The sequence below is a fragment of the Sediminispirochaeta smaragdinae DSM 11293 genome (genome assembly GCF_000143985.1).
In the GTDB taxonomy this organism is placed as follows: domain Bacteria; phylum Spirochaetota; class Spirochaetia; order DSM-16054; family Sediminispirochaetaceae; genus Sediminispirochaeta; species Sediminispirochaeta smaragdinae.
Genome location: NC_014364.1, coordinates 2,202,078 through 2,226,711 on the forward strand (window position 1 = coordinate 2,202,078; position 24,634 = coordinate 2,226,711).

Annotated in this window: 23 protein-coding genes; all 23 read left to right on the forward strand. The window is 47.4% G+C overall.

Annotated elements, in window-relative coordinates; translation table 11 throughout:
* Positions 1–56: 56 nt before the first annotated feature.
* The 23 genes from SPIRS_RS10325 to SPIRS_RS10435 all read left to right on the forward strand — a co-directional run bounded on the left by SPIRS_RS10325 (position 57) and on the right by SPIRS_RS10435 (position 24,557).
* Positions 57–848 carry an FAD binding domain-containing protein gene (locus SPIRS_RS10325; RefSeq protein ID WP_013254629.1) on the forward strand — a complete coding sequence of 264 codons (792 nt, stop codon included), beginning with the start codon at positions 57–59 and terminating at the stop codon, positions 846–848.
* On the forward strand, positions 845–1,300 hold the full coding sequence (locus SPIRS_RS10330; RefSeq protein ID WP_013254630.1) for a (2Fe-2S)-binding protein: 456 nt from the start codon (positions 845–847) through the stop codon (positions 1,298–1,300). The genes SPIRS_RS10325 and SPIRS_RS10330 overlap by 4 nt, the downstream gene beginning before the upstream one ends.
* Positions 1,293–3,626 carry a xanthine dehydrogenase family protein molybdopterin-binding subunit gene (locus SPIRS_RS10335; RefSeq protein ID WP_013254631.1) on the forward strand — a complete coding sequence of 778 codons (2,334 nt, stop codon included), beginning with the start codon at positions 1,293–1,295 and terminating at the stop codon, positions 3,624–3,626. The genes SPIRS_RS10330 and SPIRS_RS10335 overlap by 8 nt, the downstream gene beginning before the upstream one ends.
* 104 nt (positions 3,627–3,730) lie before the next feature.
* Positions 3,731–4,393 (forward strand): ribulose-phosphate 3-epimerase, encoded by a 663-nt coding sequence (gene rpe, locus SPIRS_RS10340; RefSeq protein ID WP_013254632.1) that lies wholly within the window; start codon positions 3,731–3,733, stop codon positions 4,391–4,393.
* A gap of 42 nt (positions 4,394–4,435) precedes the next feature.
* Positions 4,436–5,383 (forward strand): tetratricopeptide repeat protein, encoded by a 948-nt coding sequence (locus SPIRS_RS10345; RefSeq protein WP_245537753.1) that lies wholly within the window; start codon positions 4,436–4,438, stop codon positions 5,381–5,383.
* The gene (locus SPIRS_RS10350; protein ID WP_013254634.1) at positions 5,380–6,462 is read left to right on the forward strand and encodes a hypothetical protein; all 1,083 of its coding nucleotides are present in this window, start codon (positions 5,380–5,382) and stop codon (positions 6,460–6,462) included. Before SPIRS_RS10345 ends, SPIRS_RS10350 begins: the two co-directional genes overlap by 4 nt.
* 12 nt (positions 6,463–6,474) lie before the next feature.
* Positions 6,475–7,569 carry a tetratricopeptide repeat protein gene (locus SPIRS_RS10355; RefSeq protein WP_013254635.1) on the forward strand — a complete coding sequence of 365 codons (1,095 nt, stop codon included), beginning with the start codon at positions 6,475–6,477 and terminating at the stop codon, positions 7,567–7,569.
* Positions 7,566–8,015, forward strand: a complete 450-nt coding sequence (dtd, locus tag SPIRS_RS10360) for a D-aminoacyl-tRNA deacylase (RefSeq protein ID WP_013254636.1) — start codon at positions 7,566–7,568, stop codon at positions 8,013–8,015. The genes SPIRS_RS10355 and dtd overlap by 4 nt, the downstream gene beginning before the upstream one ends.
* 53 nt (positions 8,016–8,068) lie before the next feature.
* On the forward strand, positions 8,069–9,214 hold the full coding sequence (gene recA, locus SPIRS_RS10365) for a recombinase RecA (protein WP_013254637.1): 1,146 nt from the start codon (positions 8,069–8,071) through the stop codon (positions 9,212–9,214).
* Positions 9,215–10,024, forward strand: coding sequence for a segregation and condensation protein A (locus SPIRS_RS10370; RefSeq protein WP_013254638.1), 810 nt, complete (start codon positions 9,215–9,217; stop codon positions 10,022–10,024). It abuts the gene before it with no gap.
* Between the two features lie 6 nt (positions 10,025–10,030).
* The gene (gene scpB / locus SPIRS_RS10375; protein WP_013254639.1) at positions 10,031–10,570 is read left to right on the forward strand and encodes an SMC-Scp complex subunit ScpB; all 540 of its coding nucleotides are present in this window, start codon (positions 10,031–10,033) and stop codon (positions 10,568–10,570) included.
* Positions 10,563–11,318, forward strand: a complete 756-nt coding sequence (locus SPIRS_RS10380) for a pseudouridine synthase (RefSeq protein WP_013254640.1) — start codon at positions 10,563–10,565, stop codon at positions 11,316–11,318. The genes scpB and SPIRS_RS10380 overlap by 8 nt, the downstream gene beginning before the upstream one ends.
* Complete coding sequence (cmk, locus tag SPIRS_RS10385; protein WP_013254641.1) at positions 11,315–11,989, forward strand: (d)CMP kinase; 675 nt, start codon at positions 11,315–11,317, stop codon at positions 11,987–11,989. Before SPIRS_RS10380 ends, cmk begins: the two co-directional genes overlap by 4 nt.
* Positions 11,973–13,688 (forward strand): 30S ribosomal protein S1, encoded by a 1,716-nt coding sequence (gene rpsA, locus SPIRS_RS10390; protein ID WP_013254642.1) that lies wholly within the window; start codon positions 11,973–11,975, stop codon positions 13,686–13,688. The genes cmk and rpsA overlap by 17 nt, the downstream gene beginning before the upstream one ends.
* A 5-nt stretch (positions 13,689–13,693) precedes the next feature.
* Positions 13,694–15,196, forward strand: coding sequence for a sigma-54-dependent Fis family transcriptional regulator (locus SPIRS_RS10395; protein WP_013254643.1), 1,503 nt, complete (start codon positions 13,694–13,696; stop codon positions 15,194–15,196).
* A 24-nt stretch (positions 15,197–15,220) separates the two neighbouring features.
* Positions 15,221–15,904: a tetratricopeptide repeat protein gene (locus SPIRS_RS10400; protein WP_013254644.1), complete on the forward strand. Its 684-nt coding sequence runs from the start codon at positions 15,221–15,223 to the stop codon at positions 15,902–15,904.
* Between the two features lie 19 nt (positions 15,905–15,923).
* Positions 15,924–18,305, forward strand: a complete 2,382-nt coding sequence (locus SPIRS_RS10405) for an adenylate/guanylate cyclase domain-containing protein (RefSeq protein ID WP_013254645.1) — start codon at positions 15,924–15,926, stop codon at positions 18,303–18,305.
* Positions 18,280–19,086, forward strand: a complete 807-nt coding sequence (locus SPIRS_RS10410; RefSeq protein WP_013254646.1) for a hypothetical protein — start codon at positions 18,280–18,282, stop codon at positions 19,084–19,086. The genes SPIRS_RS10405 and SPIRS_RS10410 overlap by 26 nt, the downstream gene beginning before the upstream one ends.
* Positions 19,087–19,136: 50 nt before the next feature.
* Positions 19,137–19,442 carry a hypothetical protein gene (locus tag SPIRS_RS10415; RefSeq protein WP_013254647.1) on the forward strand — a complete coding sequence of 102 codons (306 nt, stop codon included), beginning with the start codon at positions 19,137–19,139 and terminating at the stop codon, positions 19,440–19,442.
* A gap of 14 nt (positions 19,443–19,456) precedes the next feature.
* Positions 19,457–21,082 carry a response regulator gene (locus tag SPIRS_RS10420; protein WP_013254648.1) on the forward strand — a complete coding sequence of 542 codons (1,626 nt, stop codon included), beginning with the start codon at positions 19,457–19,459 and terminating at the stop codon, positions 21,080–21,082.
* Positions 21,075–22,145 carry a sensor histidine kinase gene (locus SPIRS_RS10425; RefSeq protein ID WP_013254649.1) on the forward strand — a complete coding sequence of 357 codons (1,071 nt, stop codon included), beginning with the start codon at positions 21,075–21,077 and terminating at the stop codon, positions 22,143–22,145. Before SPIRS_RS10420 ends, SPIRS_RS10425 begins: the two co-directional genes overlap by 8 nt.
* On the forward strand, positions 22,135–23,607 hold the full coding sequence (locus tag SPIRS_RS10430) for an ATP-binding cassette domain-containing protein (RefSeq protein ID WP_013254650.1): 1,473 nt from the start codon (positions 22,135–22,137) through the stop codon (positions 23,605–23,607). The genes SPIRS_RS10425 and SPIRS_RS10430 overlap by 11 nt, the downstream gene beginning before the upstream one ends.
* The gene (locus SPIRS_RS10435; protein WP_013254651.1) at positions 23,604–24,557 is read left to right on the forward strand and encodes an ABC transporter permease; all 954 of its coding nucleotides are present in this window, start codon (positions 23,604–23,606) and stop codon (positions 24,555–24,557) included. Before SPIRS_RS10430 ends, SPIRS_RS10435 begins: the two co-directional genes overlap by 4 nt.
* The last annotated feature ends 77 nt before the right edge of the window (positions 24,558–24,634 follow it).

A 24,634-nucleotide genomic window follows, 5' to 3' on the forward strand; every position in this document is an offset into this window, starting at 1 on the left:
TTCCCCATGGTACAATAATGAAAATGATACAAAAATATTAAAGAGGAGGAAAGGCTATGGAGGTGTCTTCCTATGTGCGACCTCGGTCCCTTGATGAAGCCTATACGCTTCTTACCCAAAAAAATGCTTTTGTCATAGGCGGAGGCGCATGGTCCAGGATGAGCTTACGACGCGTTGAAACAGCCATCGATCTCTCGTTACTTAACCTCAGATTTATTAAAAAAACGGATACGTATATCGAGATTGGCGCAATGACAACGGCACGGGAACTTGAGACATCATCAGAACTGGAAAAGACCTTCGGTTCCCTTTTTAAGGATACGGTCGCCCACATCGTCGGTGTGCAGATGCGGAATATCGTCACGATCGGAGGGACCGTGGCCGGAAAATACGGGTTTTCCGATCTGAATACCACCCTCCTTGCCTTGAACGCACGCATTGTCCCCTACAATGGAGAGGCTGTCGACTTTGAACAGTTCCTCCTCGAATCACATAAAGAAGCGTTTTTGATTGAGAAAATCGTGATCGACACCTTCGACACAAAAGGCGCATTTCAGTCGATACGCAACACTCAGGGAGATTTTTCCATTCTGAATGTTGCTGCTGCCAAGGCGGGAGGAAGCTGGCGTATCGCTGTCGGAGCCAGGCCCGGAGCAGCCAGACTCGCACGGGAAGGGGCGAAGGTTCTTGAAGGCCACGACACAATAGAGCTGGATCTGGCGGAAAAGGCGGCTAAAGTAGCGGCACAGGAACTTAGCTTCGGAAAGGATCTGCGGGCAGATGCAGCGTACCGACAAAACGTCTGCCTTCCCCTTGTCAGACGTGCCATCATGGAGGTTGCCGAATGATCATCACCCTTACCGTAAACGGACAGGAAAAGGTCCACATGATCACCCCGGGTGCCATGCTCGTCGATGTACTTCGCTCGGCAGGGTACACCGAAGTCAAAAAGGGCTGTGATACCGGAAGTTGCGGCGTATGTACCGTCCTCCTTGACGGTCTACCCATCCTTTCATGCTCCTATCTGGCAGCAAAGGCCGATGGCCACGAGATTACCACCATCCGTGGTATGGAAAAAGAAGCCGCGGAGTTTTCTGAATTTCTGGTCGGCGAAGGAGCAGATCAGTGTGGTTTCTGCTCACCAGGGCTTGCGCTTACGGTCATGGCCATGAAAAAGGAATTGAAAGCCCCCAGTGATGAAGAGATCAAACACTACCTGGCCGGTAACCTCTGCAGATGCAGCGGTTACGAAGGCCAGCTGCGCGCTATCAAAAAATATCTGGAGGCCTGCCGTGGATAAGCACTTCAACGAGGTTGGAAAAGCACGCCCCAAAATAGACGGAAAGGGCTTGGTCACAGGGCGCCCCGCCTATACCGACGACCTGGCATGCGGGGATGCCTTGGTGGTAAAAATTATTCGCAGTCCCCATGCCCATGCACGCATTATCTCGGTGGATACAAGTGATGCTCAAAAGGTTTCAGGATTTGTTTTGGCGCTGAGCTCTAAGGATGTCAAACGCATTCCGTTTACCCGTGCCGGCCAGGGCCATCCCGAGCCGAGTCCCCATGACAAATTCATTCTGGACGAATATGTTCGTTATGTGGGGGATGAAGTGGCAATAGTCGCGGCAATCGACGAAGAGAGTGCTGCCGAAGCCGCACGATTGGTAAAGGTCACATATGAGGTCCTCGATGCGGTCCTTGATTTTGAAGAAGCAATGGATAATCCTACCGTCATTCATCCCGAGCCGGAGATCCACGACATGTTTCCCATCGGCTTTGAACCAAAACGCAATATTGCCGCTGCCTATGCAATGGAGATCGGTGATGTGGAGAAGGTGCTCGAATCAAGCGAGGTAAGCATAAAGGCTTCCTACCATACCCAGGCCCAGGCCCATGTGGCTCTCGAACCCCATACCGCATACACATACCTTGACCTCCACGGAAGGCTGAATGTGGTCACATCCACACAGAACCCCTTTCATACGCGACGACTTTTGGGCCAAGCCCTGGATATGCCTCTGCGTAATATCCGTATCCAGAAGCCGAGGATAGGTGGGGGCTTTGGTGCAAAGCAACACCTGCATGTCGAACCCTATGCCGCTTTGGTAACCCTTAAAACGGGAAAACCTGCAAAGGTGGTGCTAAGCCGCAAAGAGGTATTTGAGGCCACCTTTTCCCGCCATCAGATGCGAATAGATGTGGGCATAGGTGCTACTCGAGATGGGCATATACGGGCCATCGACATGCATGTCCTTTCCAACACCGGAGCCTACGGCGAGCACGCACTGACCGTTTTCATGGTCGGAGGGTCCAAAACGCTTCCGCTTTACAATAAGGTTGAGGCAGTCCGTTTCGGTGGACAGATCGTCTATACCAATAAGGTTCCGGCAGGAGCCTATCGTGGATACGGAGCCATCCAGGGCAATTTTGCCTTGGAATCTGCCATAGATGAACTGGCAGCAAAACTTGGTATGGATCCCGTAGAGCTGCGGAAAAAGAATATGATCGCCGAAGGTCAAACCAGTGAGGTTTTCAAGATCATGGGCGAAGGCGGCGAGGGGGTTGAGATGATCGTCGAAAGCTGCAAGCTTGATTACTGCGTCAAGCGAGGCTGCCGGCTTATCGACTGGCTTCCTTCACGACTTGCTTACGAGGTGGCTCCGGGTAGGATACGGGCAAAGGGAATGGCCATCGCCATGCAGGGATCCGGGATTCCTCTGATCGATATGGGTTCCGCCAACCTCGAACTCCAGGACGATGGTTTTTTCAAACTGCACATGGGGGCCACCGATCTGGGAACCGGCAGTGACACGATTTTGGCGCAAATTGCCGCCGAAGAGCTTGGCGTAGACAGTGACGATATCATCGTCTACGCATCGGACACAGATCATACTCCCTATGATGTCGGAGCCTATGCATCAAGTACCACCTATGTTTCCGGTAATGCGGTTATCAGGGCTGCACAAAACATGAAAAAAGAGCTGTGCGCAGCCGCTGCGACGAAATTCTCCGTCGATGCAGACCAGGTGGAATTCGACGGAAAGGAGCTGAGAACAAAAGACGGTTCCAAGACAATCACGCTCAAAGAACTCAGTTTTGACCTGCTCTACCATGATGGGCTCAACATGAAGACCGTAAACGCCTCGGGCTCCTTTTCCGGAGAGAAATCCCCGCCCCCTTATATGGCGGGCTTTGTTGAGGTGGAGATCGATCTGGAAACCGGGAAGGTCGATGTTCTGGATTACGTTGCCGTGGTTGACTGTGGTACACCCATCAATCCGCAGTTGGCCAAAATCCAGGTTGAAGGGGGGCTTTTACAGGGTATCGGCATGGCCTTGTACGAAGATGTCCAGTACACCGAGAATGGGCGTCTGCGTACCAATAACCTGATGCACTACAAGATTCCTTCACGGGAAGATGTTAAGAAGCTGACCGTCGAGTTTGCCGAAAGTTACGAACCCAGCGGCCCCTTCGGCGCAAAATCGGTGGGGGAGATCGGAATCGACACCCCGCTTGCCGCAATAGCCAATGCCATTTACAACGCAACGGGTGCGAGAATTCGGGAACTTCCCCTTACGCCTCCCAGGGTTCTTGCTGCAATCAGGGAAGCTGCACAAAGCTGAACATCTGTCCAAGGGAAGCAATAGAACCCTTCTTTTCTGCCTGTTCTCCCTTCCGGGGAACGGGCAGATTGCCTTTTGAGATCGAATCTGGTAAAACCTAAGGTATGAACAATCAACCTTTAGTCGCACCATCGGTTCTTTCCGCCGATTTCGGCGATATTGCAGCTGCCATCGACCGAATTGAGGCATCACAGGCCGATATGGTCCATCTCGATGTGATGGACGGACACTTTGTCCCCAATATTACCTTTGGCCCCAAAATGGTGGCCGATATACGCAAGAGAACGAAATTGCCATTGGATGTTCACCTCATGGTCGATAATCCCGAATCCCACGTCGATGCTTTTATCGACGCAGGGGCGGACTATATCACCTTTCATCTTGAAGCCGTTACCCACGCACATCGCCTTATCCAAAGGATCAGGGATGCGAAGGTGAAAGCCGGCATATCCCTTGTCCCTTCCACTCCGGCCTCTGCCATCAGCGAGCTGCTTGAGGATCTTGATCTGGTTCTGGTCATGACCGTAAACCCAGGCTTTGGGGGACAGAAGCTCATTCCCGGCTGCCTTAGGAAGGTCACGCAGATAAAAACCATGTTCGAAGGAGCCTCGCCGATTCTTCTTTCCGTGGACGGAGGCATCAACCGGGATACGGTAAGGGCCGCAGTATCAGCCGGAGCCAATCTCCTGGTAAGCGGAAGTGCCTTTTTTCGGGCCGAAGATCCCGCCGAAGAGGTTCGATTTCTCAAAGCCGCTCTTTCTTCGTAAAGAAGCGGCCGTACAGGCCGATATATAGGAACGGGAGAGTAGATGATGTCAGAAAGCAAACGAATAGTGCCGTTCCTGCTCCTGCTGTTTATCGCTGGTTCGCTTCCACTTTTAGCACAGGAAGCCGGAGCAGGACGCATGAAAAGTGCCCTGGAGGCCTTCGGTTCAGGAACCTACCAGGATGCGCTTCTTGGTTTCCGCGAAGTTATTCTCGACAATGATGCGCAAAAGCTTCATGGAGCCGCCTATTATTGGTTGGCCCGTTCCGAAATGGCTCTGAAGAATTACGATGATGCAGCCCGGGATCTTGAGTATTTTCTCGAGAATTTTCCGAAAAGTAGTTTCTACCGGGATGGGAGCTACTGGAAGGGCAGGCTTCTGTTTCTGCAAAATGATTTTGATAATGCAATACGTGCCCTTTACGATTTTATCGAGGCCTACCCGGACCATGAATTTGTTGCAAACGCCTACTACTGGATCGGTGAATCGCTTTTTGCCCTCGGTCATTTGGAAAAGGCCCAGCGAATTTTCAATCTGATCATCACCGATTATCCCGCCAGCTTCAAGGTCGAAGCATCGAGATACCGGCTTTCACTGATAGAGATGAAAGAGCGGGAAGAAGAGTTGATGCGTCTTTTGAAGATGAGTCATGAAGAGTATCTTTCAGCCCTTGAGGAGTTTCAGCGGCGGGAGAAGATGTACGACCAGGCCATCTCCGGATACCAGCGAAAGCTCACGGCCCTTACGGCCAACGATAAAGAGGCTCTGGTGCAGGAACTCTCTTCCGATCTCGATGCAAAAGAGCAGGAAATTGCCGATCTTAAACGCCAAATTAGTCAGCTTAGTCAAAGGGGCAATGAAGGAGTTGGATTTATTTCTGTCCCTGAAACGGCCGATTCGAGGGAAGAGCTCCTATCGTTAAAAATGAAGGCATTGACCCTGAAAGAGCTCTATATTGAGTGGCTCCTCGACCAGGAGGAGGGAAAATGAAGATTATGAGGAATCGAAGGCTTTTGATGGCAACAGCCATCATACTTTTTTTCTTTACATCCTTGTCTTTGCTTTCGGCTCTTGAGCTGAAAGATGGACGAATAAAGCTTGTTCTCAACGAAAACAACGGGAAGTTCGCCGCCTACTATGAAAAGACGGCTGCCTCCGGCGATTATATCCCCTTCTTCTTTGCTCGGGATCCCAGGACCACTGGCTTCGGTTTTCTTGTCGGCAACAGAATCTACTCCATGGGCGAATCTTCAGGGTTTTCTTTAAGCACAGGGAAGGAAGCGGGCGGAGGCTATTTCTTGTGGAAGTCCAACGCCTTTACGGTAAAAGAATCCTTTCGCTTTATCGAATCGGAAAACTCACCCTTAAGCGATGGTTTCGCAATAACCATTACCATAACCAACATTACCGACAGGCCGCAGACGATAGGAGTGCATTATCTTTTTGATACCTATCTTGGAGAGGAAGACTCGCGTCATTTTGTCACCGACGGGGGGCTGGCTATACAGGGTGAAACCGAATATACGGCGATGTTGCCCGGCTACTGGGTCTCTCCCTCCGAAATATCCGGCTTCGGTGGATTGCAGGGAATGGTGCAGGGGCGAGGTTTGTCGGTTCCGGATAGGATAGTTTTTGCAAACTGGAAACGGCTTCAGGAAAATACCTGGAATTTTTCGGTACAGTCCTCAAGGAACTTTAATATGTTACCCTATTCGGTAAACGACTCGGCCGTATGCTACTATTATCTTCCGAAAAAAGTGGCTCCCGGTGAAAAGCGAGACATAAGCCTTGCCTTCGGCCTCTACAGCGGCAGCCGGTTCTCGGCTTCCACAGGAGAGAAATCATCGGATATTGAAGAGCTCTACAATAAAACGGTGGATAAGGGAGGACTTGCACCCGATGATACCAGAGGCCAGGTGACCGAGGATCTGGCAACGGTGAACGACCTCATCGATAAGATAGATGAATTGCTTACATATCCAGAGAGTGTAAACGAAGAGGATATTGAAGTCTTACATCAAATTTTCTCGACCCTTGACCAGCGCAAAGCGACCTACGAACGAAGGTAGTTATTTGGTATCATGGCAACGAAACCTTTCTCGAAAGCGGCGAAATTTTTCAGGCAGCGACATTACGAACAGGTAATCAGACTGCTTGAGCCGCAGGTCTTCCGTTTTCGAGAAAGCTTCAATTTTTACTATCTTTTGGGTTTCTCCTGCCTTCATATGGGCGACTTTGGGAGTGCCTACACCTATCTGAAACGCGGTCACGATATTAAACCTACCGACATCGAAACCCTTCTTGGACTTGCCTCGGTCCATTTAAAACGGCAGGAGACGGCGAAGGCAATTGAGCTGTGGCTCGAAGTCCTTGATTCCGATCGAAAAAATCAGTATGCACTTCGGGGACTGCGATTACTGAAAAAGAACAGTGATCCTGAGTTTATTATCGATTATACGGAATCCGGTAAGCTCGAACGCCTCATACCTCAGCCGGCGAGAACCTTTCCTCTATACCGTCTCCTTCTTGCCATCCTGCTTGCCGGCGTTGTTGCCGTACTTTTACTCGTTGCCCCATTTTCTCCCCTACGTATCACAAAGTCTGTAAGTGAGACATACCTGCCGGCCCTGGATATCGGTGACATCCCCAAGTTGACAGAGGTCGAAAAGAGTAATCATCCCTTCTCCTTCAGCGAAATGGAGATCCAGGAACTATTCGAGTCCATGGGGCGCTATTTTCGTGCCGGCCGGGATAACATGGTACGACGTGAAATTAATCGAATCCTTCTCTCCAACGCATCAGAGCCGGTTCGCGAAAAAGCCCGCTTTCTCATCGCCTCGCTGAAGGCACCTAGCTTCTCCAATTTTAAAGACAACTTTGCATACCGAGAAGTGATAAAGGAACCGGCCCTTTACGCAGGGTGCCATGTGGCTTGGAAGGGTGCTGTCAGTAATCTTCAGATCGGAGAACATGCCATCCAATTTGATCTTCTCGTCGGTTACGAAACCGGCCGTGTTCTTGAAGGGCAGGTCCCGGTAACGCTTCCTTTTTCTGTCCGTATCGACCCCGAACTGCCTATTGAGGTCCTTGGAAGTGTTGCACTCACCGGAAATCAAGACATTCCTTTTTCTCTTACGGCCCTTTCCGTACATCAGTTTCTCAAGGAGCAGCAATGAGAGCGGTAGTACAACGGGTAAAACGATGTACCGTTACCGTAGAGGGGCAGACCGTGGGTGAAATAGGCCATGGTCTTTTGGTCTATCTGGGCGTTGAGCATGAAGACGGAGAAAAGGACCTCTCCTATCTTGAGGAAAAAATCAGCGGCCTGCGCATATTTCAGGACGAGGCAGGAAAAATGAACCTCTCGGTGCTTGATGTCGAAGGTTCCATCCTCGTGGTTTCTCAGTTTACCCTTTGCGCGGATACCAGAAAAGGGAAGCGTCCAAGCTATAACTTTGCAGCCGATCCCGAAATAGCGAGGAAACTCTACCGCGAAATGGCGGAGCGGTTTTCCCGTCGAGGTATCCACACAGAGACGGGAAAATTCGGCGCTTCCATGGATGTTGATTATATCAATCAGGGTCCGGTCACAATCCTTCTCGACTCACGAAAGCGTTTCTGATAGGATAAATCATACGGGCGCTATTGTGCGTATACAGTCGAAGGGGGAGAAGTATGGCAAAGAAAACGATGACGGCTTCAGCTTCTTACGAAAATAGGGAAGAGAAAGAGAAGGCGCTGGAAGCAGCCCGTCTGCAGATTGAAAAGCAATTTGGGAAGGGTTCTCTCATGAAGCTCGGCGGTGAGAATCGTCAGGGTAATATTGAAACAATTCCCTCCGGATCGATTCTCCTTGATGCCGCCCTGGGGGTCGGAGGCTATCCCAAGGGACGTATCGTCGAAATATACGGCCCGGAATCGTCGGGAAAAACAACGCTGGCTCTCCATGCCATTGCAGAATGCCAGAAGCAGGGAGGCATCGCCGCTTTCATTGATGCCGAACATGCCCTCGACCCTGTCTACGCCCGAAACCTCGGCGTCAATATCGATGAGATGTGGGTCAGCCAGCCGGATACCGGTGAGCAAGCCCTGGAGATTGCCGAAAGCCTTGTCAGGTCCGGAGCCGTGGATATTATCGTCGTGGACTCTGTGGCAGCCCTTACTCCCCAAGCGGAAATCGAGGGCGATATGGGTGATTCCCACATGGGATTGCAGGCGCGTCTTATGAGTCAGGCCCTCCGAAAGCTTACGGGCATTATCTCCAAGAGCGGAGCTTGTCTTATCTTCATTAACCAGATCCGAATGAAGATCGGGGTAATGTTCGGAAACCCGGAAACGACTACCGGAGGTAAGGCGCTTAAATTCTACTCCTCTGTGAGAATTGAGGTACGGAGAATCGAGACCATCTCCAAGGGGGCTGATGAGGCGATCGGTAACCGAGTACGAATAAAGATTGCCAAAAACAAGGTTGCTCCTCCCTTTAAAAAGGCCGAACTTGAAATTATCTTTGGCAAAGGAATCTCGGCCAGTGCAAGTTTGCTTGATGCGGCGTTGAAATTCGAAGTCATTCAGAAAAGCGGTTCCTGGTACTCCTACGGTGAAGAAAGAATCGGTCAGGGACGGGAAAATGCAAAACTCTTCCTTGAGACGAATGCCGATGTGGCAGAGGAAATCGATAAAAAGGTTCGTGTACTCCTTTTCCCCGAACCTACGCCGGAAACCAAGCAGAAGGAAGTGCCCAAGGAGGAAGACAAATCCGCTGAACGAAAATTACCGAAATCCAAGAAGAGCGAGCCGGCCGAAGAGACGGAGCTTTTTTAAATGGCAGAATTGACCGAAACCGATGCCGTTGTATCGAGTTCGGAAAGCAAGCAGCGATTCAAACTTGGTGAGTTCGAAGGTCCGCTCGATCTCTTGCTTTTTCTGATCCGAAAAAACGAAGTCAATATCTACGATATCCCCATTGCCGAAATAACCGATCAGTACATCAGTTATCTGGAATATGCTACTAGTATTGATCTTGATGATCTGACCGAATTTTATCTTCTTGCCTCGACATTGCTCTACATTAAAAGTCAGATGCTGCTTCCTGTAGAAGTCGATTTCGGTGAGGATTACGAAGATCCCAGGCAGGAACTTGTCGAACGGCTTATCGAGTATCAGAAATTTAAAGAAATCAGTAAGTTAATGGAAGAAAAAGAGCGTGCATCCGAATGGACCATCGAACGAAAAAAGAAACAGCGCACCCTTCCGTTCTCCGAGGAAGACGACATCTGGGAGCAGATTGAGGTTTGGGACCTATTGAAAAGTTTTTCCACTATGATCGGGACCCTTTCACACGAACGAATCATCGATCTCTATGAAGAGGTCACCATAAATGAAAAAATCAGCCTGATTCATGAATTACTGGAAGGAAAGGATCATTTTTTGTTTACCGATCTGATAAAAAAGGAAACATCGACGATGGAGGTCGTGTGTGCCTTTCTTGCAATCCTGGAAAGCGTTAAAATCAAATTGATTTCCATCTTTCAGAACCGTCTTTTCGGTGATATACAGATTAGAAAACGTGTGCCCCTGCCTGGAGAACATTTTGAGGCCTATGATTTTTCAGACGAGGATACACAGGAATAAGAGGTGATGAAACTGGACCGGGAAACAGCATTGATAGAAGCCATTTTATTTCTCGAGGGAGACCCGATCAATACGAAGCAGCTGGTAAAATTCTCGAACCTCTCCCTTGAGGTGGTGGAGCACGCCCTTACGCAGCTTCACGAACGCTATGCTTCGGAGGATTCCGGCATCGAACTGGTGGAAGTCGGAGGCGGGTGGCAGTTGGTTCCGAAGGCCGAGCTATGGGATTATCTCAAAGATCGCTATGGCAAGCACAACGATAACAAGCTCTCCCGTGCGGCCCTTGAGACACTTTCGATCATCGCCTATAGTCAGCCGATAACTAGAGGGGAAATTGAGAACATCAGGGGTGTTTCCGCCGATAGCATGATCAAACTCCTTCAGAATCGGGGATTGGTCAAGGGCATTGGAAAAAAGGACGTTCCTGGAAAGCCGACCCAGTACGGCACAACAAAGGAGTTCCTCAAGCTGTTCAGACTTAAAAGTATATCCGACCTTCCGAAACTTGATGATATAAATAGGGATCGGTTCGAACTGAATGGATAAGGACGATAAGAAAAAGAGGCCGGATGAGGCCGTGAGGCTTCAGCTCTACCTGGCAAGAAGCGGAGTAGGCTCACGCAGGGCCTGCGAGAAGCTTATCAGCGAGGGATGCGTCAGGGTAAACGGGCAAGTAGCCAACTCCCAGGGAATAAAGGTTGTTCCTGGAAGGGATAGCGTTACCTATCGAGGCAAGCCTGTCTTTCCCACTGGCAAACACTACTACATCGCTCTCAACAAACCTGTTCGTTATCTTTGTACCCATTATGATTTGGAGGGGCGTCCCTTAGCCGAAGACCTTATAAAGGGGAAGTTTCCGGTCCGTCTTTTTAATGTGGGACGACTTGATTTTCTTTCCTCCGGTTTGATTTTCTTTACCAACGACGGCGAATTCGCCAAAATCATCACCCATCCCTCGCACGAGATCGAAAAGGAATATGTAGTGGAGACTGCGAAACGGCTTAGTTCAGAGCTATTGGAAGAGTTCCGCAAGGGGGTCGTTGTAGAAGGCGAGCTCTACCGTATTCATGCATACAACATTATCTCTCCGGTGAAAGTCAAAATCGTTCTGAGGGAAGGCAAAAACAGGGAAATCAGAAAACTCTTTACCAGTAAAAACATAAAGGTAAAACGCCTGCACAGGGTGCGCATCGGCCCCGTTCAGATAGCAGGCATGCATCCTGGTGAGTTCAGAAATCTCAAACCCAAAGAGATTGCCTGGTTCATGAAACAGCAAAAGGGAGAAAAAAGGTGATCGTAGCAATCGACGGACCGGCGGGGGTCGGGAAAAGTACCATTGCAAAAGCCATTGCGCAGAGAAGCGCTTTTTTTTATATCAGTTCAGGAAAATTCTACCGGGCGGTCACCCTTTATGCCCTCGAACAGGGGATTGATGTTGAAAAGAAAGAGGGATTGGTCGATCTCGTGGCCTCCCTCTCTTTTTCAATACGACAAGGTGAATTGTATATCGGAGCCCGTAATGTGGAGCCCTTCCTCCATACCGACCGTATCGACGCATTGGTAGCGACCGTTAGTGCGTATCCTCCCTTACGAGAGGAAATCAATAAGGCGCTCCGAAAAACTACCGCGGAGATGAATGTTGTCATGGAGGGAAGGGATATCACGACTGTCGTTTTTCCCGATGCAGAGGTAAAGATATTCTTGGATGCCAGTGTAGAGACCAGAGCAATGCGCAGGTTCAGGCAGGGAACCAGTGAACTCTCCTATGACGAACTCGTCGACTCAATCAGAAGTCGGGATACCATCGACAGAGAGAAACCGGTGGGCGGACTCAAAGTCGCCGACGATGCTCTCTATATAGATAGCTCGGACTTGACCATAGATCAAGTTTGTGAGAAAGTGGTACAAGAAATATTCAGAGCTGAACAAAAGGTAAACCAGGAGAAAGATGGTAGTGATGACTGAGAAGGATTCCGAGAAAAGCACAGACATTCAGGCTTCTCTGCAGGAAGAGTACCTGAAATCTCTCGAAGAGTTGGAAGAAGGTCAACTCGTCGAGGGGTCCGTAATCCAGGTCGGACCGGAAAATGTTTTTGTCGACGTGGGTTATAAATCCGAGGGTAAGATCCCTCTTTCTGAATTCGAAACCACACCCGAGATTGGTGATATCGTTAATGTTGTTCTTGTTCGCAAGGAAGGAAAAGGCGGACAGGTTGTCGTTTCGAAAAATAAGGCCGACGTTAAACTCTTTTGGAAAGAGCTTCGAGAGGCTTTTGACAATGAGCAGCCCGTTGAAGGCACCTTTGACAAGGTGATCAAGGGCGGGTTTGAAGTCGATTTGGGACATGGCGTTAGAGGTTTCTGTCCCATGTCGAAAACCGATGTACAGCGGGTGGAAAATCCCGATGAGTACATCGGCCTGAAGGGCAAGTTTCTAATCGACAGGCTTTACAGCGACAACAAACTGAAGATTGTTCTGTCTCGCCGCGGCTTTATGGAGCGTGATATCGCCGAACGGAAAGAGAAGTTTTTCAGCGAAACCTCCATAGGCGATGTGGTCACAGGAACGGTAAAAAGCTTTACCAGTTTCGGTGCCTTTATCGATCTCGGCGGATTCGACGGTTTGCTTCATATCAATGATATGAGTTGGGGGCATGTCACTCGCCCGAAGGATTATGTCAAGAAGGGACAGGAAGTTGAGCTGAAGGTGATCAAGCTTGATCCAGAGGAGCAGAAGATCAATCTTTCGCTTAAACACTTTACCCCGGATCCATGGCTTGCTTTCGAAGCGAAGTACCAGGTTAACGATATTGTTAAGGGAACCGTAACCAAGCTTACCGATTTCGGTGCTTTCATCGAACTTGAAGAAGGAATTGAGGGGCTTGCACATATTTCCGAGCTTTCGTGGGTTAAGCGGATCAACCACCCCAAAGAGGTGTTGAATATCGGTGATGAAGTCGATGTGATGATACTTTCCTACGACATCCAGCAGGGTAGGGTGAGCCTCGGTCTAAAACAGGTTCGTCCAAATCCGTGGGATACCATTGCCGACTCCTATCCCGTAGGTACCAGGCTCACCAGAAAGGTAGTCAAAATTACCAATGCAGGGGCCTTTGTGGAGCTTGAAGAGGGAATCGACGGCTTCCTCCATTCCGATGATCTCTCATGGACCCGGAAAATCAAGAATCCCGGTTCTGTTTTGAAGGCCGGTGAAGAGATTGATGTAGTTGTTATTAGTGTCGATGAGGAAAGTCATCGGATTCGGCTCGGTGTAAAGCAGCTTGAAGAGGATCCCTGGCAGAGCCTCAGAAAAACCTATCCCAAGGGGAGCGTTATTGAGGGAGAAATCACCAGCGTTACCGATTTTGGGGTGTTTGTGCGCGTTCCCGGCGGCATCGAAGGGTTGATTAATAAGTTCAATCTTACTCAACCCGGCGAAGAAGTAAGCGATGAAGTACTCTCACGCTTTAGCCCCGGTGAAAAAATCACCTGTCTTGTGACGGACATTAACCCGCACAGTCAACGGTTGAGTCTCTCCATTCGTGAATACCAGAGAAATCTTCAGCGAAAGGAAATTTCCAAGTATATCCACGATGAAGATGAGGAAACAACCGTCACCTTTGCCGACATCTTGAAGGAGAAGGGTGATTCGCTCGACTCATAGAAGGTATGCTTAACGTCGATGCACAACGGCTTGAGACCCTCATTGAGATCAATGAGCTTATTAATACAGATTTTCAGGATAGTCGTTCCCTCCTGACGAGAATACTCGAGTCAGCCACACGGCTGACTGGGGGGGAGGCTTCTTCACTTCTTCTTTTAGATCCGGTAAATCGTAAACTCTACTTTGAAATAGCCTTGGGATCGAAGGGTCCCGAAATGAAACGGTTTAGTCTCGATCTGGGTGAGGGGATTGCCGGTTGGGTTGCACAGCACAACCGCTCGCTCATTGTAAATGACGTTGAAAATGACAAACGTTTTTTTGCGCCGATAAGTAAAACGATTGGGTTTAAAACCGATTCAATTCTTGCCGTTCCGATGCGACTTCGGGAACAGTGTATCGGCGTCATCGAAATTGTCAACAGGAAAGAGGGAAATGCCTTTTCCCAAGATGATTTGCAGTGGCTCGAGGTCTTTGCTAACCAGGCTGCCTTAGCCATTCAGAATGCAAAGGAGTACCAAAAGCTTCTTGAAGAGGTACATCAATTGCGCCACAAGGTCGACGATAGCACCGAATTCCATCATTTTGTCGGTACCAGTAATCTCATTCGAGAAAAACTTGAGCTTGCACGAAGAATCGGTGCAACAGAATCCTCTGTCCTTCTTATAGGAGAAAGCGGAAGCGGAAAAGAGCTGTTTGCAGAACGGATACATCTTGAAAGCATGCGTAGAGAAAAACCCTTCATACGAGTCAATTGTGCAGCTCTTCCTGAACATCTTCTCGAAAGTGAATTATTCGGTCATGTAAAGGGTGCCTTTACCGATGCATCGAAAGAACGCATAGGGAGATTTGAACTTGCCGACGGCGGAACCATTTTTCTGGACGAAGTAGGGGAACTGCCTCTTTCGGTTCAGGCTAAGCTCCTGAGGGTGATTCAGCATCAGGTTTTCGAAAAGGTCGGCAGCAGTGAACCATGCAGGGTTGATACACGAATCATTGCGGCTACCAATAGAAATCTCGAAGAGGCAATGGATAAGGGGCTATTTCGGCAGGATCTTTACTACCGCCTTAATGTGCTTCCTTTCGTCGTTCCTCCATTGAGGGATCGACCTGAGGATATCCCCGTACTTGCCGATTATTTTTTTAGAAAGACAAAGCGTGAACTGGGGCGTACCGTCTCGGGATTTTCGGCAGAAGCGATGGATGCTCTGCTTTCCTACCGGTGGCCGGGGAACGTCCGGGAATTGGAAAATGTCGTTGAACGAGCCATTGTTATCTCTACCCACGAGTTGATACGCCCGGAGGACCTTATGTTACCGGGCTCATCGTCCCTTACCCCCGATGCCTATGCAGGAAGCAGCCTAAAGGAGGCTGTCCTTCAGTTTAAGCGACATTTCATTACCAAAGCATTGGAAGAACATAACTGGAACCAGACCGATACCGCAAAAGCGGTGGGAATACAAAGAACATATTTATCCAAACTGATAAAGGAACTGGAAATCTCTCGATAGATCAAAGGAGTAGATAGTAGGATCATGGCAAAAATCTACGATGAAAAAACAGCAACGAGTACATCCGCGAAGATTGCATCCGGGTTACACAAATACCGCAAGGTAATTCTCTACACGCTTATCGCCGTTGCGGTGATTCTTGCTGCCTTGGCGATTGCTTCGGTACTTAAGCAGCGAAAAACCGATGCAGGAACCATAGTTGCCGAAGAACTTCAGGAAAGCTACGCAAAGTGGCTTCAGGCTTCCGACGATGAAAAGGCTTCTCTCGAGAAAGAGGTTGTCGCTAAGGCCGACGCTATCAAGGCAAAATACCGCGGGACCTTTCCCCATCAGCGGGCGCTCCTTGTATTGGGAAACCTTGCCTTCGAAAAGAGCCAGTGGGATGATGCGCAAAAGGATTTCGCCGAACTTGCTAAGGAGTATCCCAAAAGTTACCTCGCCCCTGTTGCTCTTATGAACCAGGCGACTGCACTTGAAGAAGCTGGTAACAATAAAGAGGCAGTCGAAATTTACCAGAAAGTCTTTGATACATATAAAGAAACCAGCCCCGATGCACCGCGGGCCCTTTTTTCTATTGCAAGGCTCTATGAAACAACCGGGCAGAAAGAGGCCGCCCTTGATGCCTACAGGGAAGTCGCCGACAGCTTCCCAGACAGTGATTGGACAAAACTGTCCAGGGATCGTATAATCTACCTGGAAACACATTAGTGGGGAGAGGCAGCGCAGAATGAAAACCGCAAGAAAGCGTTTACCATTTTTCGAAACCCATTTCTTCGGTTTTTTCATTGCGCTGCTTGTCGTTGTTTTTTTCGCACTTATTAATAATTACACCTCGTTTTTCAGTAATATCGAAGATAAGGTCCTTGATCTGCATTTTCGTTACAAAGATGTCTACGAAAACAAAAGTAGACAGGAAGGGGTGTATGAAGTAGCCGAGAATCCGAATATCAATAAGGACATCCTTATTGTCGGCATCGACTTTCGTACCCTTAACCGGTTGGGCCGTTGGCCCTTTCCCCGTTATACCCATGCAGCGCTTTTAAACACCTTTTCGCGTATTCAGGACCAAAGCCAGCGGGAGCGGTCGGTCTTTCTGGATATCTTTTTCAACGAACCTGCGGACAATGCCATAGACGACGTTATTCTCCTTGAAAGCATGGGAGAAAACGGCAGGGTCTTTCTCGAGACTTTGATGGACGAGGTTCCGCCTCCGAAGGAAGATGCGACAGGGCTTTTCGAACGACAAAACACCCTCATTCAAACCCACGGGGCAATTAATAATATCCAAGGTGATTGGAAGTCGATGATCAGCTTTCCGGGCCTCCAGCCTCCGTTGAGCCCTTACGGAAGAAAGGCCGCAGGATTCGGTCATGCAAATTACCTTAAAGATGCCGATGAGGTATTCAGGCGCCAACCTTTGATCGTAAAATCATCCCAACTGCTTGAGGAAATTCCACTCCAGAATATCACGCCGGGATTTTCTGTGGATGAGGATCACTTTCAGCGACTGGCGTGGACCGATGAGACGGGGGGGCAACACAACATACCGTACCCCATCACCGAAAAAGTACTTGAAAAGATTTCTGCCGAGATCGATGCAAAATCACCAAAACGGGTAGTGGACAACGATGGGGACGGAGAACCGGACGAGAGCTATTCCATCGTAAAACTTTATCAGGATCGTTTTCTGCCCTCTATAACCCTTTCCCTGGCGCTTGACTATTTCAATAAGCGGATTGACGACATTGAGATTGTCCTCGGGAAACAGATTCATATTCCCCAGCCGCAGTACTTCGATGCGGAAAAAAATATCTGGGTTCCCTATCAAATGCTTCTTAAACCGGCTCTCTACGATACGGACGGGAATGAGGTCGAAGCTGCAGAAACAAAGGTTCTTCATGATATAAACATTCCGATAGACAGAGACGGGAACATGCTGATCAACTTTATGGGCTTTCCCAGTTTTGCCACTACCGGATCACGTCAAACCTTCCCTGTACGTTCTTATTCCGCCTATGCCTCAAATCCCCCGGGACTTGACCCGGCAAAATGGCCGAGAACAAGGGCCCTTACCAATAAGATCGTCATGGTCGGAGCCTTTGCCCGCGGGATTGCCGACGATGAAAAGCCGACCCCCTTCGGCCTGATGTATGGTGTTGAGATCCATGCAAACGCCCTCAATACCATTCTCATGAATAAATTCATCCATAGCGTGCCCTTTTGGGTCAATCTACTGGTCTTGGCTGCAATGGTATTTCTGGTGAGTCTGCTCAGCTCCAGATTCTCGACAATCTGGGCCTTTATAGCCCTGCTCCTGCTGGTCGCATCCCTCTTTATCACCGCTTCGATCCTTTTCGACCGCAGTGCCCTTCTTCTTGAATTCACCACACCGGCCCTTGCCTCGCTTTTTGCCTTTCTTTCCATTATTGCCTACAGGGCCATGACGGAAGAGAAGGATAAACGGCGCATCAGATCGATGTTCGGAACCTATGTCAGTCCCAAGGTCGTCGACCAGATCCTTGCCAATCCCCCCGAGCTCGGTGGGGTGGACAAAGAGCTGACCGTCTTTTTTTCCGATATACGAGGCTTCACCACCATCAGCGAAAGCATGACACCCCAGGAGCTGGTAAAAATCCTCAACCGCTACCTTACGGCCATGACCGATATTGTTCTGGAACACGAGGGGACCTTGGACAAGTACGAAGGTGATGCCATCATGTGTTTCTGGGGCGCTCCGGTATCTCAGAGCGACCATGCCCTACGGGCCTGCAAATGTGCGGTTCAGCAGCTTGAGGCCCTTAAAAAGCTGAATGCACAGCTGCCGGAATCGCAGCGGATCGATATCGGGATAGGTATCAACTCGGGAATCATGACCGTCGGTAATATGGGAAGTACTCAGCGTATGGACTATACCCTTATCGGGGATAACGTCAATCTGGGCGCACGGCTTGAGGGTACGAACAAAGCCTACCACACAAACATTATCATCAGCGAATACACCTACGGCCTCGTTAAGGACCACGTTATTGCCCGTGAACTTGACAATATCAGGGTTAAGGGTAAAAACAAGCCGGTACTCATTTATGAACTCATTGATTATCTGGAGTAAGGCCTCAAGAAAACGGGCTACTGCTCTATATGGTTTTTTCATTGTACTTCTTACTCTGCTTTGTACCAACTGCGGAATTCCTACGGTTGTCTATCTGGAAGCGCCGGATAAAATCGGAACAGTTAATGATGGCGTAGATTTCTATAATGCATATACAAATGACCCTGATGTCTTTTTAGGATATGAAATTTTCTACTGCATTTCCGACTCTACCCGTGATGATTGGGAATCGTATGCTGAAACATATCTTACCAACTCAACTATCGGTAACCCAGGGAGCTCTCTGATGGAATACAGTTATGGCTACTCAGGCTTAAGCCATAACTTCCGCAGATTATTTGCAGGTGAGACAAGTGACACCAGTGACTCAGAGTACATCAATGTTATGATTCCGGTTGATCCTTCAACGGTCTCAACAACAGGAGGAGAAAAGGTTCGATTTACGATTGAGAGAGATACTGCAGATACTGATAAACTGTCCATAACGGCTCGGTCATATGACAATTCGACATTAAGGAATATAATGGCAGCTCCGGAATCATCACTTTACAATGACAATACACGAACGCTTTATAGGAAGGTGTATACCAGTAGTAGTGACAAGCCTACTGTAAAAGAAAAGTTTTTTGATATTGCTGCTTCGGATGATGATTGTTCGGTATCTACTGGGCAAGCAATTTATATTGCGTTTTTTGTCGTGACAACGGGATTTGATATAGGAGAAGGGCATTTGGTAAGTGATATTACCTATATTGGCTCGATGGATGGAACAGTAAATTAAGAAATAGTTAACCATTTGCGCATTTTCTAAAGGAGGAAAAGGATTTCACCATGTTTGATTATTATCTTCTTATCGGCCTTATCTATACGATTATAGGATTCTTCTTTGCGCTTCTCTATTATTTTGTCTTCAAAAAGCCGATCTTCGGACGTTTCGTAGGTGCACTTATTGTGGCGTTGGTCGGATCTTTTTTTGGCGGGGTTGTTGAATACCTTTTTTCCGATCTTATACATTCGCTTACCAATTTTGCCGGAGTAGTGAATATTTTTCCGCCGATCATCGTGTCTATCATCTTCCTTCAGATCTTCTCCAGTGTGGGTGCAGGGAAGAAGAATCGTGATAAAGAAGATAGATAATCCCTGGAGGGGGCTTGTTTAGATTAGTCATAGCAGATGATGAACATAGGGTTTGTCAGCTCATCCAAAATATAATTCCCTGGAATGATTACCAAGTCCAAGTTTCCGGTACGGCGTATAACGGGATCGATGCATTTCGGCTGATTCAGGAAGTTCAACCCGATATTGTGATAACAGACATCCGTATGCCCGGATATGACGGGATAACCCTCATCGGTAAAAGTAAAGCACTCTATCCCGATATCAGTTTCATTATCGTGAGCGGTTACAGAGACTTCGAATATGCACAAAGTGCCCTGAAGTTCGGGGCGGATGATTATCTTCTCAAGCCGATATCGGGTGAAGAAATAAAACGTATCATCATGAAGGTACTCGCCAAGAAAATGGAGCAGGAAGAAAAATATCAACATGAAAACAGGCTCCAGAGTGAACTTCTCAAAAGCAGGGAGACCTTACGAAAACAGTTTGCAAAGGACCTTATCGATAGGGAATGCCGTGTTGATAGAGACGCCTTATCCGATATTCAGGATCGCTACCTTATTCGTTTCCACAGTCCCTACTTCCAAGTGATTATCGTTCGGCTGGACAATCTTGAGCCGTTGCAAGACTATGAACCCGATAGAATCATCGATACAATACGAGAAAAAGTTGAGATTGCCGCCTCTGCATGTTTAGGGGGCTTGGTTCATGACGTATTTTGTACCTTCACCAGTTTTAGCATTATCTACATCCTGAATACCAAAGAGAAGAACGGCCTATCCTATAGGGATGAAGAAGAGCTCTTTGAAGCAGCATCCCAGAAACTTACGGAATATGGCAAATGGAAGGTTTCCATCTGTATCGGTAGACCCGTTCACGCATTTGAGAGGCTTTCCGATAGTTATGCCGATGCACTTCTTGCATTACGACAACGTATTTTTCATGTAGGAAGAAAGATTTATCACTGGAACTATGTGTCCGATCTTGAAAAAGAACTTCTCAAGTTCGATCTCCCTGGTTTTGAAAAAAGAATTACCACCATATTAGGCAACGAAGATATCTCTCAGATAAAGAACGATCTTAAAGAGTTTTTCTCTTCGACACCGATTTTTCACCGCATATTCAACCCCGATACGCTTCAGTACCTGTGTACGTACGTAACGGACTCTGTTATCAAAAAGCTGCAAGCCATGGGCAGTGATGAAGAGCCTGTCTTATCCGTTAGAAAAAAGGCAGGGTTCATACTTGACGTATCATGTAGCATTGAGCTTTTGTTCACTCGCCTGATTCATCTCTATGTCCAGGTACTTGAAGATACCCTTACCTCAAAAAGGATCCAGGCCTACAAGCCGATCAGAATAGCAATTGAATATATCGAAAAGCACCATGCCGAAAGCATCGATTTGAAATTAGTTGCAAAAGAAGCGGGATTCAATCCCATCTATTTCAGTTCATTATTCAAAAAAGAGACTGGTATAAATTTCAAAGACTATATCCAGCAAAAGAGAATCGAAACGGCTAAGGAACTGCTTTTATCAAGCAACCAGACCATACTGGCAATCAGCGAGAAGGTCGGGTATAAGGATGTTCGGTATTTCAGTAAGATATTTACAAAAATAGTCGGTATCAAACCTCATATGTACCGAAAAGTCTATGGCTAAAGCACGTAGAGCCGCTAATCGAACCATCGCTGCCGCTTTATTAGTTCATCTTTCGTGTATCTTGTTTCTTACACTTGTCCTGATTGCCTCCTTTATTTTCGATTTCTTTCATTGCGCGCTTGGTCTAAGCTTCGAAGTCCTGCTTATCGTATTATACCTCTACTGTCTTGCCTCTTTTATTAAACATGTGTATACACCGTTGAAAAAGGTCGAAGAGGCAATGGAGCAACTATCAAGAGAAGAAGACACCGACATTTTTCGGGCCTTTGAGATCGATTCCAATGATACAGGGGGAGCACTTTCAACTCACTTTGCCGAGCTTATACAACTGCTTAAAGAGTCTCTTAATCGGGAATATACGGCCGATATCCTTAAGAAAGAGGCTGAACTCAACGCCTTACAAAGCCAGATAAATCCGCACTTTCTGTATAATGTCTTGGATGCCATCCGCGGACATGCCTTAACCGAGGGCGTTACGGAAATTGCCGATATGACGGAAGCCCTTTCAAAATTGTTTCGCTATAGCGTCAGCCATTGGGAAAGCGAGGTTACCCTTGACCGTGAACTGGTTAATGTGCAGAACTATTTTAAAATTCAGCAATACCGGTTCAACAACAAATTCGATTTACGCATACTGATAGAAGATAACGAAGAGAATACCCTCTCTTGCTATATTCCAAAACTAACACTTCAACCCATTATTGAAAATGCGATCTATCATGGGCTTGAAATGAAAATGGGCAGGGGATTGGTAACGATACGAACCAAACTGACGGAAAAACTACTCTTAATCGAAATTAGCGATGATGGGGTAGGAGTCGAGCCCGGATCGCTTGAGAAGATAAATAATTCCTTTAAAGAATGGAATACCATCAAAATAAAAGATAAAGAAACAGGCGGCAGTGGGATCGCCCTTACAAATGTGAATAGTCGTATCAAGATGATGTATGGAGAAGAGTATGGACTCTATATGTATAGCACCCAGAATATAGGATCAATGATAGAAATTCTGCTTCCAATTCGCGGGCAGGAGGAAAAAGAAAGGAAAGAGCGTGGCGGGTGAATTATTACGAATCAGAGAACTCACGACAGGTCGTTTTCACGGCTCAGCTTTGCATGAATTCCGATTACAAATCTTCGATCAAGAACTTTTTGGCCTTGTAGGGCTAAACGGCTCGGGTAAGAGCACTCTTGCCGGGATTTTCGCAGGAGAAATTCCCGTAAAGCAGGGTATGCTTTTTTTTGATGGGAACAAATACGATTGGACTGTACAGAAGATTTCTCGAACGTTTTTTGAGCGTGTGGGGCTTTATGTTGTTCGAAATGAAACACGCCTCATAGGCAATCTTAATATTGCCGAAAATATGTCCATTTCTTTTACACCGCATCTACGAGACATATGGAAAAATCCTGGTAAACAGGAAAAAGTGGTCACCGCAGTCCTCCATGAGTTTGTACCGACACTTAAGCCTTACGAGAAGGGATGTACGCTTCCACTTGCCGTTCATTGGGAACTCGGAATGCTAAAAGCCTATATGAATGGTGCAAAACTTATCATACTCGACAGAATTTTTGAATTTTGTAGTAAGAGCGAACAACATGAACTTTTCACCTTGATACATAGACTGAATCAGAAGGGCACAAGCTTTCTCATTACCTATAATAAAGTTGCTCCTATTCTTGAAACATGTGACAGGGTTGCCGTGGTACGGGACGGTACACTATCTGCGATCATCCATAAGGACGATTACGATCCAAAACTGGTGGCACTTCATTTGCTTATCGGTCAGGATTATATCGGCCGGGAGGCTGTTAGAAAAGCGGACGACAAAACGGAAAAAAAACCTCTTATGGAAATTCGTAATCTATGTGCAGGTGTTGAATTGCAAAATTTTAGCTTTACTCTTTATAAAGAGGAGATCCTTGGAATTTCTGACCCGGTACAGGAAAAAACCACAGCGCTCTTACGTGTGTTGAATGGAAGCAAAACTCCGGAAAAAGGAGAGATATACGTACATGGCAAGCCTGTTGTTTTCGGAAGCGAACATCATGCACTTCGCTATGGCATCGGTATTGTTTCCGAAAAATTTTTCGACAACCTTTTCTTTCGTGATCTGTCTACAGGTGATAACCTCATACTTTCTGTCGCAAAAAGAGCTTCTCGTTTTTTGGGCTATTTTCCTTCCATGATGGAGCAGTATTTCAGAAGAAGATATCCCACGGAAATAGGTATTCCGGGGCAACTTGCGGAAAGGCCGGTAAAATTTCTCGAACAGGATTTGCAATTCATTCTTGCATTGCATATGAGAATCCTTAGCGGTGCAAAGGTATTTCTCCTGGAAAACCCGGTACGTAGTGCCGACCTGGTAACCAGGAATATGGTATATCAAAAGATAGATTCACTCAGAAAGAAAAAGATGGGAGTCATTTTTATTTCTGCGGACTATTCTGAGCTCGATGGTTTTTGCGATAGGATTATTCAATGCGACAGTCAAGGGATAATAGGAGGTGATAAGAGGCCATGAAAAAAATCTCACGACTATTACACCATAATATTCTTCTTATCTTCCTGATCCTTGCCGTTGAGCTGCTATTTCTAAGGCTATCACTGCCTCGATTTTTTTCCTTGGGAACACTTTTGAGTTTTGGAAGGCAAACCGCTATTACAGCCATTCTGGCTATTGGTATGGGAATTGTTCTTATCAGCGGCGGTATCGATCTTTCCCTGGGTGCGATTGTTTCTATGATAGGAATGGTAGCGGCAACCTTTATGGTTCGCCTCAACCTACCCATTCCCATCGTCGTACTTTCCTGTATTCTTTTAGGGGGCCTTCTTGGAGCCGTAAACGGTTTTATCTGTGCCAAAGTAAGAATCCATCCCTTTATTCTTACGACTGCATCGGCAGTTATCTATCGAGGCGCTGCAAATATTCTAAGCAATGGAATGCCCATATACGGGCTTCCCGGGAATTTCCTACAGATCGACAAATATCATCTTTTCGGCATACCGGTATCGGTATTAATACTTCTTATGTGCCTTCTGATGGGAAACTATCTACTAAAAAAAACCTACCTCGGAAAGTATATATATGCTATTGGACTCGACGAAAAAAGCGCGGAATATGCCGGCATAAATTCCAGACAAATAAAGATCATTGTGTATTGTATCTCCGGCTTTTTCTACGGCATTGCTAGTATTCTACTTTTAACAAGGATAGGTTCCGCGCAACCGACAGCCATGAACGGAATTGAACTGGATGTTCTGGTTGCAGCCGCCATTGGCGGCATCGGGTTTAAAGGAGGGAGGGGCCACCTGCTTAACATTATACTCGGAGTATTTGTCATGGAAATTTTTGGTGACACCCTTATTGTTTTTAACGTTGGGGAATATTATCGGAGTATTTTTAAAGGGATTGTGCTTCTCATTGCACTCTTTGCAGATGGAGCCCTCCGAAACGATAGAAATATCAGCTAATTACCATCTTTTTCTTAATTTCATCACCATCAATCTATAATCTGTCACATTGCGGGACAAATTTTGCGATGCTATCA